Raw genomic sequence first — 13499 nt, forward strand, 5'->3', positions numbered from 1 at the left:
CCTTGAAGGCAAGGAGGGTTTAATGAGCCTGCGCATTATCACGGTCGGTGACACGACTGACCATGGCGGCACAGTCACCAGTGGCTCCCCCACCCACACGATCAATGGCAAGCCGATTGCCCGACTGGGTGATGTGGTGGCTTGCCCGCAGAAGTATCCCGATGGGCGTCCACACGGCATCAACAAGATCATCGAAGCACATCCCACCTTCAGCGTCGGCGACCTGCCGGTGGCCGTGGAAGGGTGTCATACCGAATGTGGCTGCAAGCTGATAGCCAGCGAAGCCGCATCAGTAGGGGATTGAACATGCGGATTGGTGTTGTGCGCGGCGCAGCGGCGACGTTGGCAACAGCAGTACTGCTGGGCGCCTGCTCGGCGCCGCAGCCCGTCGCGCCCAAGGAGCAAATCAAGCTCGAACTGTCCATCGATGCCCGGTCGACCGTCAACCCCGACGACAAGGGCCGCGCATCGCCTGTGCTGGTGCGCGTCTACGAACTCAAGACAGAAACGGCATTCGAGAACGCCGACTACTTTTCGCTCGACAAGAATGACAAGACGGTGCTGACCCAAGACCAGCTGGCCCGCGACGAGTTCGTGCTGCGGCCAGGAGAGTCACGCGACATCGAACGCAAGCTGAACCCGGACACCACGGCGTTGGGCCTGCTGATTGGTTACCGGGATCTCGGCAAAGCTACCTGGCGCACGGTCTACAAATTGCCGCCGGCACCGGCGGTTGCGTGGTACCGCACCGTCATTCCGGCCCGAAAGGTCAAGCTGCAGGTCTCGCTGGACCAGCAAACCATCACCGTATCCAAACCTGACTGAATTCATGAGTTGGTATAACAAGGTCGTCTGGAGCGAGGGCCTTTTCCTGCGCCCGCAGCTCTTTCAGCAGCAGGAGCGCTACCTGGAGCATTTCGCCCACAAGCGCGCTGCCGCGTTGAGCCCGTTCTTCTGGGGCTTTCATCACTTCGCAATCGACACGGAAGCGCTTGCGCTAGGCAAGCTGGTTGTCTCCGGTGCCGCCGGTATCCTCCAGGATGGCACGCCTTTTGATGCGCCTGCGCACGCCAGGTTGCCAGCGCCATTGGCGCTGCGGCATGAGCACCTGAACCAGCGGATCTACCTTGCCGCGCCGATCCGCACGCCTAACGCCGAAGAGACCACATTCGACAACGGCGCCGACTCGCTGGCTCGCTATCACAGCTTCGAAGAGGAGTTGCTGGACGCCAACTCGATCGGCCAGGGACCCAAGCTGGTGCAACTGGCCGATCTGCGCCTGCGCCTGCTGCCGGAGAAAGAACTCACCGAGTCCTGGATCGGCCTGCCGCTGGCCAAGGTGAACGAGATTCGCGCCGACGGCAGCGCCAGACTGGATCCGGCGCTGATCCCGCCCGTCAACGTCTTCACGGCAAGCCCCCTCCTGACCACGTGGTTGGGCGAGCTCCACGGTCTGCTGTGCCTGCGGGCCAATAGCATGGCGGAGCGCCTTGCCGCCTCCAGCACCCGCGGCGGCGATGCCGCCGAGGTTTCCGAATACCTCATCCTGCAACTCCTAAACCGCTATGAGCCGGTGCTGACGCATATGCTGGAGGCGAAGGCCGCCTCGCCCGAGAGCCTATATGTCGGACTGACCGCCCTGGCGGGAGAATTGTCCACCTTCGTGCGCACTGCCACTCGGCGGCCGAAGCACTATGAGGCCTATCGCCACGATGAGCCGCATACCTGCCTGAAGCCTGTCGTGGACGACCTGCGCTTCCTGCTGAACGTTGTGCTGGAACGCAGCGCGCAGCGCATCGAACTGCGTGACCAGTCCCATGGCATCAGGCTGGCAGTGCTGGAGCCGACCGAGTTTGGGCGGTTCAACACATTCGTGCTGGCCGTGGGCGCCCAGATGCCCGCCGACGTGCTGCAGCAGCAGTTCCCGGCTCAAGCCAAGGCCGGCCCGTCCGAGCGTCTGGCCGAACTGATTCGCTCGCACCTGCCGGGGATTCCGTTGCAGCCCCTCCCTGTGCCGCCGCGCCAGATTCCATTCAATGCTGGGCAGGTCTACTTTGAACTGTCGCAAGACCACCCGCTTTGGGGACAGGTCCAGCGCTATGGCGGCCTGGCTCTGCACGTGGCCGGCCATTTTCCGGAGATCCGCCTTGAGCTGTGGGGAGTGCGTAGCTGATGGAAGACATTGCCAACAAGGACAATGACGCGTTCCTGGCTGGCCAGGAGTCGTCGGCACTGGCCGAGGCGGGCCCTGCCCCTGCTTCGGCAACGCAGCCCAACACTGCCGGCGAAGCAAGACGAGCCCCCTGGCGCCGGACGACGACCGAAACGCCGGACCAGCGCGCCGAGCGCATCATGACGGCGGCCAATCCGCTGCTGGCAGCCGCCCAGCCTCTGCTGCGCGCACTGGCGGACATGCCAGCGGATCTCCAGGGTGCGGGAGGGGCGGCTGCCCTCAAGCAACTACTGGTGAGTGAAATCCACCAGTTCCAGACAACCTGCGAGCGCGCGAATTTGCGTCGCGAGCATATCCTCGCTGCACGCTACAGCCTGTGCACGGCGCTCGACGAGGCGGCCAACGCAACCCATTGGGGCCACGAAGGCGACTGGGCCACGTATAGCCTGCTGATCCAGTGTCATCAGGAAGGCGACGGCGGTGAAAAAGTGTTCCAGTTGTTGGGCCGCCTGGTCGCCTCGCCGCAGGAACACATGCACGTGATCGAGGTGATCTACCAAATCCTCTGCCTGGGCTTCAAGGGTCGCTATGGCAAGCGCGCCGAGGGGCCGCGAGAACTCGACGCGATCCGCCAGCGCTTGCTGAACATGATTGCCGGGGCACGCGAGAGCGTCCCTCGCGATCTGTCGCCACACTGGCGTGGCGAGGAGGCCGGCAAGCTCAGTCTGCTGCGCTCGCTGCCCGTCTGGGTAACGGCCAGCGTGCTGGCGCTGGCGGTCTTCGGCCTTTTCGCCTGGTACAAGTACCAACTGCTCTTCCGCTCCCACGACCTGGAGCGACAGATCGCGGCGATTGGACAGGCGACGCCGCCGGAGCCGCCCAAGGCATTGCGCCTGGCCGAATTGCTGAAAGAGGAGATCGCACGTGGGGTGGTCAGCGTCAAGGAGGACAGCGCCCGCAGCACCGTTACATTCCGCGGCGACGACATGTTCGGCGCCGGCCAGGCCGATGCCAGCGGCAAGATCCTGCCGGTGCTCGACAAGGTGGCTAGCGAAGTCAACAAGGTGACCGGCAAGGTCACGGTCATTGGTCACACTGACAACGTGCCGATCAAGACGGCGCGGTTCCCCTCCAACCAGATCCTGTCCGAGGAGCGCGCGGCGACCGTCGCGGAGTACCTGGCCATCAAGGGTGTCGCCAAGGGCCGCCTGGAGGCCGTTGGCAAGGGCGACAGCGAGCCGGTTGGCGGCAACCAGACACCGGTCGAACGCGCGAGAAACCGCCGCGTCGAGATCGTGGTGACGCAATAGGAAAGAGTACGTATGGAATTCCTGAAACGTTGTGCGGCCGCGCTGTTCTCGCGTCAGCTGCTGGTCCTCCTGGCGCTGGTGATTGTGGCGGTTGCCATATGGTTCATTGGCCCGTTGCTGGCCTTTAGTGGTATGCGACCGCTGGCCGGCATTGGCATGCGGGTGACGGTGATCGTGCTGTTGCTGGTGCTGGTGCTGTTGCTCGTCTTGAATTGGTCGGTCGCTGTCGTGGGCGTCGCCGCACTATGCCTGCTGATCTGGCACGCCGGGCCGCTGCTGGCGATTGGCGACGCGCACCCGCTGGCCGCCGAAGTAGTCCGGGTTGTTGTCATTGCCGTACTGGTTTTCCTGGTGGTTGCCTATGAGGTTTTCCAATTCCTCAGAAGGTCACAGGCGAACGATTCGCTGCTGGAGAAGCTGCTGAACTTCGGCGGCAAGCGCCCGGAAGTCGTTGCTGCGCACGAGATCGCCAAGGTGAACGAGACCGTTCAGACGGCGCTGAAGCAGCTCAAAGGAATGCGAACCACGGGCGGGACCAGCCGGCTTTTCGAGGGCAAGCGCTACCTCTACAAACTGCCGTGGTACCTGATGGTCGGCGTCTCTGGTGCCGGCAAGACCACTGCGCTGCTCAACGCAGGCCTGCAATTCCCGCTGCCGGAGCAGATGAGCGCGGCCATTGCGGCACGTAAGGAAAAGGGCACCTTGAACACCAGTTGGTGGCTGACCAACGAGGCAGTGCTGATCGATACAGCCGGGCGCTACACCACGCACGAACAAAGCCAAAAAGTGGATCCGGCCGAATGGGCGGGACTTCTGTCACTGCTGCGTAAGTACCGTAGTCGTGTACCCATCAACGGCGCGGTACTCACCATCAGCGTCGAGGATCTGCTGACGCAAACGCCGGACGAACGGGTCCGCGAGGCAGCCAGCCTGCGCGCCCGACTCGCCGACCTGCGCAAGGAGTTGGGCATCCAGTTTCCAATCTATGTCATCGTTACCAAGCTGGATCAGTTGGCCGGCTTCGGTGCGTATTTCCAGTACCTGAGCAGCGAGGGACGGTCGCAGCCTTGGGGCTTTACCCTCCCCTATGCGCAGAAGAAGCTGAAACGCGGCGAGGCTCCCATGCCTTTCGCACAGCGCTGCCGCTCAGAAATGACACTTCTCACGGACCGGCTACAGAGAGGGCTCGATGCGCGCCTGTGCGAGGAGTACGCCGTGGATCGGCGCAAGGAATTGTTCGCACTGCCCCAGGAATTCGCGAGCCTGACCGAGCCGATCGTCGATATGCTTTCGCAGATTTTCCTCGGATCGCGTTTTGACGATACCGAGCGCGCGCATATGCTGCGCGGGGTGTATTTCACCAGTGCCGCCCAAACTGCGGCTACGCTGGTCGCCGACCATGAGACCGTGCTGAGACGGCTTGGGCGGGATCATGCGGAGATGATGGAAGCGCCGGAGCACGTCTTCCCCAGTGGAACGCCATTGGGTAGCGAAGCGGCAGTCGCACAGCCAGCAGGCAGCCGCAGCTTCTTCCTGCAGGACGTATTCAAACGCATCATCGTGCCCGAGGCGCACTTGGTGAAGCCGAACCTGCGCTGGGAGTTCCGCTTTCGCCTGCTGCGCCTGCTCGGACATGCCCTGGCGCTGGTGATCTTCCTGTGGCTGGCCGGAGCGCTATATTCCAGCTTTGGCCACAACCACAACTACCTGGACGTGGTGCAGGAGAAAGCCAAGGCGCTGGCCGCGACCGTGACGGCCTTCTACAAAAAGCCCCAGCCGGACGCAATGCCCGAGGTACTGGGCGCGGCCCGCGACCTTCCCGCCTATGCCAGCCTGAACCTGGCCGATCCGTCCGCGGACTGGCACTATGGCCTGTACAGCGTGCCGCCGGTGCTGGACGCCGCGACCCTGACGCATACCAAGCTGCAGGACAACCTGCTGGTGCCTTACCTGGTTCGCCGAGTCGAATCGGTCCTGTCAAGCGCGGTCAATCAGCGCGATGCCAAGCAGACCTACGACACCCTTCGGGTCTACCTGATGCTGCACGACAAGGACAAGTTCAACGCGTCCGACGTGCGTAGCTGGGTGCAGAGCGACTGGGCGACGGGAAACGGGGCGGACGCCTTCGGCGGTCGGGTAGCGGTGCTCGAGCACCTGGACAGCCTGCTGGATGGCAGTCGTCCCATATTGTCGCCGTATGCGAAGAACGAGGCGCTGATCCGCTCGGCGCGGGACTTCCTGGATGGCAACACGTCGATCGAGCGCCTGTACGATCGCGCCAAGGCGGCCATGATGGAGGAGGCACCGCAGGATTTCACTCTGGTGCGCGCAGTCGGTCCCCAGGCTGGCACGGTCTTCACCCGCGCCAGTGGCGAGCCGCTCGAGCGGGGCATCCCGGGCCTCTTCACCTACTCCGGCTACCACGACCTGTTCAACGCGCGCCTGCCGGAGTTCGTCGGCAAGGCCCAGGCCATGGACGCATGGGTGATGGGCCGGGCAGCTGGGCCAGGCGCTCAAAAAAAAACGCTTGAGGGCGCCGCCGGCAAGCTGACCGGCAACGATCCGCTGACGCGCGAGATCCGCCGCCTGTACCTGAACGAATATGCCGAGCACTGGGACAAATTCCTCGGCGACATCCGGACGGTGACAGGCAACAACCTGGCCTTTGACCTGGAGATCCTGCGCAATTTCGCCGCGCCGGATTCCCCGCTGGCCAGGCTGGGTCGGGCGGCGGTGGCGGAGACCACGCTGAGCCGCCCCCTTGCTCCTGAGGACAAGTCTCTGGCAGAGAAAGCATTGTCCGCGCTGGACAGAAAGGCCGAGAAGGTCAACGCGCTGACCGCTCGCGCCGAAGCCCGCCAGGAACGCGAGGTGGTCGACAACCGCTTCGCCGCGCTGCGCGAAGTGGTCACCGGCCAGGCCGATGCCGCGACGCCCGGCGCGCAGTCCGGCGCCGGCAAGCCGCAACTGGATGCGATCGCCGGCATGGTCAACGCCTACTACACCAGCCTGGTTGTGGCCAACAACGCACTGAACACCCGCAATCTGCCGCCGCCGGCGGATGCCGGGGCACAGCTTCGCATGGAGGCCGCCAAGTTGCCGGCACCTTTCAAAGCGGTGCTGGCCGACCTGGTGGTACAGGGCACCCGGGATGTGAACAAGGGCGTCGGCGATATCCTGATCGCCCAGATGGATGCGGTCATTGGCGAGAGCTGCCGCAGCGCCATCGATGGCAAGTATCCGTTCACGCCGACGTCCACGCAGGATGTGGACCCGGACGATTTTGCACGCGTCTTCGCGACCGGGGGCGTTCTGGACGATTTCTTCCAGAAGGTCCTGGCGCCGCACGTGGATACCACCATCTCCCCCTGGCGCTACAAATTGACCGCGCCCGACGTGCCACCGGTCGCCGGCCCGAGCCTGGTGCCGTTCCAGCGCGCCAGGGAGATCCGCGAAGTGTTCTTCCGCGACCCGGGTGCGAAAAAGATGGCCTGGAAGGTCGACCTGAAGGTAGTCGAACTCGATCCGGAGATCGTCGAGCTGAACATGGACTTCGATGGGCAAAGCCAGCGCTACGTGCACGGCCCGGTCATCCCGCTCAAGGTGACATGGCCCGGCCCGCGCGGCGGGCAGGGTGCGGAAATCACAGCCAGCCCGCGCATCCGCCCGGATACCTCGACGCTGACCGCGAACGGGCCTTGGGCCCTGATGCGCGTCATCGCCAAGGGCCGGCTCGCCGGCTCCGCCACTGCCAGCCATTTCATGGCCGAGTATGACTTCGATGGTCGCAAGGCCAAGCTGGACATCAACACCGGCAGCCTCGCCAACCCGTGGACGACCGGCCTCTTGCAGGGCTTTCAGTGTCCGGGGAGGTCGGGGTGATCACGGCGCCGTCGATCTTCGGCAAGCTGCCCCTGCGTAAGGGTCGGTGGCTGCCTCAGCCGCCGATGCCCGCCCAGCGCAGGTGCTTGTCCCAGTCGGCGTTGCTGATCACGCCGGACACGCCCTGCCGCTGGCCGTCGGCGCGATAGAAGTACGTGCGCGGCATCTCGCCCATCCAGTCGGGATCGACCGCGTAGCGCAGCCGCTCCTGCGGCTCGGTGCCGAACATCCACGCATTGCGCGTCAGGTTGACGCGCTTGAGCAGCTGTTGCACCTGCGGCAGCGCATCGGGCCGGTCCATGGCCAGGGTGACCACGCGCAGGTTGCGATGCTTCGCCTGCAGCTTGCCGATGGTTTCGAAATTGCGCTTGCAGTAGACACAGTCGAGTGACCACACCACCAGCACGAACGGCTTGCCCTGCTGGCTGGCGCTGAGCTGCGCGGCACTGGCGGATTCGAAGACCGATACACGTTCGGCCGCGTGCGCCATGCCGGCGACGCCGAGCGCGATCGCGGCGCCCGCCAGCGTGGCGACGAGTTTGCGACGTAACGTCCTACACCCGGTCATGCGCCCTCCTGCGCCAGCGGGAAGACCTGGAAGCCTTCGGCCTCGGTGCGCCACAGCACGTAGGCACGGCCGCCGTGCTGCAGCAGGCGCGGTTGGTCCGAATCGCGCGCGGTGCCGGCGACCTGCCGCGCCTGCCAGGTCTTGCCGCCGTCCTGCGACAGCATCGCCGACAGCCGCGTCTGCTGGCCGTCGAAAGATTTCCACGCCACCACGATGCGATGGTCGTCGAGCGCGACGATATCGGCATGCTGCGCACGCGGGTCGTCCAGCGGACGCTGCGCCTGCAGCTTGCCGTCCTTGAAGCGGCCCACCGATACCGTGGGCTTGCCTGCCTTCACGTTGAACCAGGCCATGTGCAGCGTGCCGTCCGGCGTCACCGCGGCGCCTGGGCCGTGATGCGGGCAGGCATCGATGCGCCAGTCGTCGAAGGTCGCGCGCTGCATGGGCGCGGGCTTGCCGTCGGCGCCGAGCAGCGCCACCGCGTGGTCGCGCGCGTTGGGCGGGAACACATGGCGCCACAGCGCCAGCATCTTGCCGTCCGGCGTCGGCGCCAGCGCGATGCGGCAGCATTCGCATGACTGGTCGGCGACCTTGTAGTCGCCCTGGAAGCTCTTGCCGTGGTCGGCAGAGACCGCGTAATAGATCGCCGCGCCGGCATAGGGCTGCTTGCGCGCCTCGGCGGCGACCACGTCGCGCTTGTCGATCCAGCTGACGAAGACGCGGCCGGCCGGGTCGACCGCGATCGCGTCAAAGCGGTGCGCGATCTGGTCGCGGTTGGCATGCACCGTCACTGGCGCGGCAAAGGTCTTGCCGCCGTCGGTGGAGCGCGCGAAGCGGATAAAGCCGGTGTAGGGCTTGGCCAGCGGCTGGGTCCAGGTGATATAGATCTCGCCGTCGCGCCCCGCCGCTACCTTTGGCCGGCTGTCGTGGTCGGCCGCGACTGGCTCGGGCACGCTGTTGACGTGCTGCACCGGCCCGAAGCTGCGGCCCTGGTCCGTCGACGCGCGTACCGCCACGTGCTGGCCGTCCTTGTAGGCGATCCACAACCGGCCATCTCGATCGAAGGCGGCGCCGGTGCCAAGTTCGCTCTTCGCCTTCGGCGCCGGGCTTTGCGCGCCGTGACCGCCATGAGGCTGCGCCATCGCGGCGAACGCGGTGCAGGCCATCACGCCCGCGGCAAGGATTCGGAAGCTGCGGCGCACGCGCTGCATGGTCAGGGTCGGGCTGGTCACTGCACTCAGAAAGAAAGCTTGGCCTCGGCGTAGAACGTCCGGCCCGGGTAGGGATGGTAGACGAAGTAACGCTCGTCGGTCAGGTTGTCGATGCCAAGCCCGAGGCGCACGTTCCTGGCGGGCTTGTACGTCACCTTGACGTCGAAGGTCAGGAAACTGCTGGTGCCGCCGAAGGTGTCGGGATTGACGTCGCTGTTGTCGAGCGTATTGTACTGCCGCCCCGAATAGGTCATCGCCAGCGTGCCGGTCCATGCCGGCGTGAAGCGGTAGGTGCCAACCAGGTTCGCGCGCCACTTCGGGATGCGATAGAAATACTTGCCCACCGATGCCGGGTTGTTGGCGTTCTCCAGCGTTTTGGAATGGTTGTACGCGCCGCTGGCCGACAGGTCGAAGCCGCTGAACAGCACGTCGCGCCCGTCGTAGGCCAGCTCGATGCCGCGCGTGCGCACGCGGTCGACGTTCTGGAAGCTGGTGACGGTGGGGAACACCGTGGTGTTGGTCTGGCTGACCAGCGCATCGCGGATGTCGTCTTCATACACCGAGACGCGGAAGTACGACCGGTCGACCATGCGCTCGAAGGTCAGGTCCTTCGAGAACGAGCGCTCCGGCTTCAGGTTGGGATCGTTGTTGATCAGCGAGGTGCCGGTAATGCGGCCCTGGAACAGCTCGGCGACGGTCGGGTAGCGGTAGGCCTGGCCGAGCGACAGCCGGCCCAGCCAGTCCTGCCCGATGGCCTTTTCCAGCGCGAGCTTGGGCGACCAGTTGGACTCGCTGCGCACCGGGTACGCGACATTCACGCCCGGCTGGCTGCGGCTGCCGTCATAGGCGCGCCAGTGTTCCCAGCGCACGCCAGGGATCAGCTTCCAGTCCTCGGCGAAGTACCACGCGTCTTGCGCGTACAGTGCCTGCGTCTCGGTCTTGCCGGCAAAGGCGTTGTTGAACGCGGAGATGGTGGCCGCCTGCCAGTCAGAGGTGTTGTAGGTGGTGTTGCTGAGGCGGTAATTATCGTAGTGGTAGCCGAGGGTGACCCAGTGGCCACCCTTGAGTTGCTGCGGGCGGTAGTCGGCCTTCAGGTCGAGCGTGCGCCAACCGGTGCCGTCGCCAAAGGTCACCGTGCCCGGGCCATTGCCTGCAGTGCTGGCGGTGCGGCTGATGTCCTTGCTGACATCGAACAGCGAAGCCACTCCGGAGAAGTTCCACCCGGTTTCGTTGCGCGTGCGCAGGGACAGGCCGTAGAGCCAGCGCGCGTCTTCGCCGTTGCCCGGTGCAAACGCGTTGGCGGGGATGACGTAGCGGAAGCCGCCGATATTGACCGGGCCGCTCGACACCACGTTGCCGTTGGCATCGCGCAGATAGCTACCGGTGGCGCTGGAGCGGTCCTGCTGCCAGTAGGCGGCGGTGAACTGCGCCTGCAGCGTGTTGGTGATGTCGTAGCCGAGCTTGACCTTGAGCTGGTCCTGCACGGTGTGCGTGACGCCCTCGCTGTTGACACCCATCACGGTGCGGTTGGCGCCGGTCTGGTCCTGGTCGAAATACGCGCCGGTGACCGGCTTGTCGGCCGAGGTCGCGCGCACGCTCGAACGCGCCGCGGTGTAGAAGCTCAGCGGCTGGCTCTTGCTGTCCTGCCGGTCGACGCTGACCAGCCACGAGAACGGTCCGACGCGGTCGCCGACGTAGGCGTTGGCATGCACGCCGTTGAAATTGTCGTGTGTGCCGTACAGGTTGAAGCGCTGCGTAAACAGCTGCACGCTGGCATCGCCCTGGAACTTCTCCGGCGTGCGCGTGCTGATCAGCACCGTCGCGCCCAGCGAGTTGCCCGGGTACAGCGCCGAATACGGGCCATACAGCACGTCGACCCGCTCGATCTCCGCGGCATTGACCAGCGACCATCGGGGCGGGAAGGTGAAATCCGAGCCCAGCAGGTTGGACAGCAGCAGGCCGTCGGCATAAACCAGCCCGCGCGCCGACTGGCGCGAGCTGGTGCTGCGCACCGAGATGATCGAATTCATATCGCCGATGAAGCGCTTGCGCACGGCGAGGTTGGGCGCGTACTTGAGCGCGTCTTCGGTGTTGACGACGTTGAAGTCCGCCATGCGCGCGGCGCTGATGCCGTAGGCAGGCGATGGCGTATTGGGCGGCGTGGCGGGCGTTTCGCCGCGCTCGGTCTTGGCCGAGACCACGACTTCCTGCAGGGGCTGCGGCGCGCTGACGGGTCCATCCGCCTGCGCGCCGGCGATGCCGGGGCCCATCAGCGCGGCCGAGGCGGCCAGCGCAATCCGATTTCTTCTCACTGGAATACCTTTCTGTTCTTCTGGCTCGCCCGACCGGTGCGCCGTATCCGGCTCGTGTTACGGCGCGCTTCCTCCCGCGCTTCCTCCGCCTAGCGAGTGCTGGCATTCTAGGCGGCGAGGCGGCTTGACGCAGTGCGACATAGCGCCGCGCCGCACGGAAGTGACTTGACCGATCCATGCGAAGGCGTCTGGCTCCATTCACGTTTACCCGCATATCAATATGCGGCCTTTGTCTCTAGATTTGCCCGGATTGGCTCACACGCCAACGTGATGCTGGGAGAGACTGATCCGGCGGCAGCCGCCGCGGACAGCGCCGAAGGAGCAACCGCCCCGGAAACTCTCAGGCAAAAGGACCGGTATCACGCGTCACAGCACTCTGAAGAATGCCGCCATCGTCAGCCGGCATACCGAAGGAGCAAGCGGCCCCCGCCACCGGTACTACCGGCACCACTGGCGACTGTCGTGAATCTCTCAGGTCTGGAACAGAGGGGGCGTCCGCCACGCATGTCGCGTACGGGCTCCAACTCCGACGTTTCTGGACTGCCAGATCATGAAGACAATCGCCGTCATCGGCGGTGGCATCACCGGTGTCACCACGGCCTACGCGCTCGCCCGGCGCGGATTCTCCGTCACCCTGTTCGAGCGCCACCGCTACGCCGCGATGGAAACCTCGTTCGCCAACGGCGGGCAGCTGTCCGCCTCCAACGCCGAGGTCTGGACGCACTGGTCCACCATCGTCAAGGGCCTGAAGTGGATGCTGCGCAGCGATGCGCCGCTACTGGTCAATCCGCGCCCGGGCTGGCACAAGCTGAGCTGGTTCGCCGAGTTTATCGCCTCGATCCCGCACTACCGCCGCAACACCATCGAGACCGCGCGCCTGGCCATCGCGGCGCGCGAGCACCTGTTCGCGTGGGCGGCGCAGGAAGGCATCGACTTCGACCACAAGCGCGAAGGCATCCTGCATATCTACCGCGACAAGGCGAGCTTCGAGCACGCGGGCCGCGTCTCGGCGCTGCTGGCACAGGGCGGACTGGAGCGCCGCGCAGTGACACCGGCGGAAATGCGCGCGATCGAGCCGACGCTGGCCGGCACCTACTACGGCGGCTATTTCACCGAAAGCGATTCGACCGGCGACATCCACAAGTTCACCAGCGGCCTGGCCACCGCCATCGAGCGCATGGGCGTGCGCTGCCGCTACGGCGAAGACGTGCGCAACGTCACCACCGATGGCCGCAGTGCAAGGGTCACCGTGCAGGAAGCCGCGGGCAGCACCACCATGACCTTCGACGGCGCGGTGATCTGCGCCGGCACCGCCAGCCGTGCGCTGGCCGCCGGGCTGGGCGACCGCGTCAACATCTATCCGGTCAAGGGCTATTCCATCACCGTCAACCTGAGCGACGCCGCCAGCCGCGCCGCAGCGCCGACCGTCAGCCTGCTCGACGACGAAACCAAGCTGGTCACCAGCCGCCTCGGCGACGACCGCTTCCGCGTGGCCGGCACCGCGGAGTTCAACGGCTTCAACCGCGACATCCGCGCCGACCGCATCCGGCCGCTGGTGGAATGGGTGCAGCAGTGCTTCCCCGGCGTCAGCACGCGCAGCGTGGTGCCGTGGGCGGGGCTGCGGCCGATGCTGCCCGACATGCTGCCGCGCGTGGGCCGCGGGCGGGCTCGGTGCGTGTTCTATAACACCGGGCATGGACACCTGGGATGGACGCTGTCGGCGGTGACGGCGGATATGGTGGCGGGGGTGGTGGAACAGGCGCTGGTTCAGCCGAAGGTTTCGGGCGTGGGTTCGGTGGGGCTTGCCAAGGCTTGAGATCGCCAGTTGGGCGTGTCGCTATTGCCAGCGCCGGCCCTCTCCCCCGACCCCTCTCCCGCAGGCGGGAGAGGGGAGCAAGCCGGCGCAGGCGAAGGCGTACGAGCTTGCCACTACCCCCGCGCATACGCTCCCCTCGCCCGCTTGCGGGAGAGGGGAGCAAGCCGGCGCACGCGAAGGCGTACGAGCTTGCCACTACCCCCGCGCATACGCTCCCCTCGCCCGCT

General features: G+C 65.6%; 9 protein-coding genes and 2 riboswitches. Of the genes, 6 read left to right on the forward strand and 3 right to left on the reverse strand.

Annotation, left to right across the window (positions count from 1 at the left end; translation table 11 throughout):
• The first annotated feature begins 22 nt into the window (after positions 1-22).
• Genes ACIP1U_RS26020 through tssM form a run of 5 tightly spaced genes read left to right on the forward strand, consistent with a single transcriptional unit; the run spans position 23 to position 7365 of the window.
• Positions 23-304: a PAAR domain-containing protein gene (locus ACIP1U_RS26020; protein WP_400321285.1), complete on the forward strand. Its 282-nt coding sequence runs from the start codon at positions 23-25 to the stop codon at positions 302-304.
• A 2-nt stretch (positions 305-306) separates the two neighbouring features.
• Positions 307-825, forward strand: coding sequence for a type VI secretion system lipoprotein TssJ (gene tssJ, locus ACIP1U_RS26025; RefSeq protein WP_400321287.1), 519 nt, complete (start codon positions 307-309; stop codon positions 823-825).
• Positions 826-829: 4 nt separating this feature from the next.
• Positions 830-2173 (forward strand): type VI secretion system baseplate subunit TssK, encoded by a 1344-nt coding sequence (gene tssK / locus ACIP1U_RS26030; protein ID WP_400321289.1) that lies wholly within the window; start codon positions 830-832, stop codon positions 2171-2173.
• A complete protein-coding gene (gene tssL / locus ACIP1U_RS26035) occupies positions 2173-3483 on the forward strand; it encodes a type VI secretion system protein TssL, long form (protein WP_400321291.1) in 1311 nt (436 codons plus the stop codon). The genes tssK and tssL overlap by 1 nt, the downstream gene beginning before the upstream one ends.
• A gap of 12 nt (positions 3484-3495) precedes the next feature.
• Positions 3496-7365 (forward strand): type VI secretion system membrane subunit TssM, encoded by a 3870-nt coding sequence (tssM, locus tag ACIP1U_RS26040; protein WP_400321293.1) that lies wholly within the window; start codon positions 3496-3498, stop codon positions 7363-7365.
• 55 nt (positions 7366-7420) lie between these two features.
• Here the strand turns inward: tssM and ACIP1U_RS26045 are convergent, their stop codons facing one another.
• The 3 genes from ACIP1U_RS26045 to ACIP1U_RS26055 are packed head-to-tail and all read right to left on the reverse strand — an operon-like array spanning position 7421 to position 11414.
• On the reverse strand, positions 7421-7933 hold the full coding sequence (locus ACIP1U_RS26045) for a TlpA family protein disulfide reductase (protein ID WP_400321296.1): 513 nt from the start codon (positions 7931-7933) through the stop codon (positions 7421-7423).
• Positions 7930-9165 carry a sialidase family protein gene (locus ACIP1U_RS26050; protein ID WP_400321298.1) on the reverse strand — a complete coding sequence of 412 codons (1236 nt, stop codon included), beginning with the start codon at positions 9163-9165 and terminating at the stop codon, positions 7930-7932. The genes ACIP1U_RS26045 and ACIP1U_RS26050 overlap by 4 nt, the downstream gene beginning before the upstream one ends.
• 5 nt (positions 9166-9170) lie before the next feature.
• A complete protein-coding gene (locus tag ACIP1U_RS26055) occupies positions 9171-11414 on the reverse strand; it encodes a TonB-dependent receptor (protein ID WP_400321445.1) in 2244 nt (747 codons plus the stop codon).
• Between the two features lie 306 nt (positions 11415-11720).
• Positions 11721-11822: riboswitch (glycine riboswitch) on the forward strand.
• Positions 11823-11952, forward strand: a riboswitch (glycine riboswitch).
• A gap of 54 nt (positions 11953-12006) precedes the next feature.
• Here ACIP1U_RS26055 and ACIP1U_RS26060 point away from each other — a divergent pair.
• Positions 12007-13272 (forward strand): D-amino acid dehydrogenase, encoded by a 1266-nt coding sequence (locus ACIP1U_RS26060; RefSeq protein ID WP_400321300.1) that lies wholly within the window; start codon positions 12007-12009, stop codon positions 13270-13272.
• Positions 13273-13499: the final 227 nt, after the last annotated feature.

Origin of the sequence: Cupriavidus sp. NPDC089707 (genome assembly GCF_044748965.1) — a bacterium.
Lineage (GTDB): Bacteria > Pseudomonadota > Gammaproteobacteria > Burkholderiales > Burkholderiaceae > Cupriavidus.

Excerpts from the sequence above, each read along its gene's own strand:
- ACIP1U_RS26020 (WP_400321285.1), top strand. The coding sequence starts at position 23 with ATGAGCCTGCGCATTATCACGGTCGGTGACACGACTGACCATGGCGGC.
- tssJ (WP_400321287.1), top strand. The coding sequence starts at position 307 with ATGCGGATTGGTGTTGTGCGCGGCGCAGCGGCGACGTTGGCAACAGCA.
- tssK (WP_400321289.1), top strand. The coding sequence starts at position 830 with ATGAGTTGGTATAACAAGGTCGTCTGGAGCGAGGGCCTTTTCCTGCGC.
- tssL (WP_400321291.1), top strand. The coding sequence starts at position 2,173 with ATGGAAGACATTGCCAACAAGGACAATGACGCGTTCCTGGCTGGCCAG.
- tssM (WP_400321293.1), top strand. The coding sequence starts at position 3,496 with ATGGAATTCCTGAAACGTTGTGCGGCCGCGCTGTTCTCGCGTCAGCTG.
- ACIP1U_RS26045 (WP_400321296.1), bottom strand. The coding sequence starts at position 7,933 with ATGACCGGGTGTAGGACGTTACGTCGCAAACTCGTCGCCACGCTGGCG.
- ACIP1U_RS26055 (WP_400321445.1), bottom strand. The coding sequence starts at position 11,414 with ATGGGCCCCGGCATCGCCGGCGCGCAGGCGGATGGACCCGTCAGCGCG.
- ACIP1U_RS26060 (WP_400321300.1), top strand. The coding sequence starts at position 12,007 with ATGAAGACAATCGCCGTCATCGGCGGTGGCATCACCGGTGTCACCACG.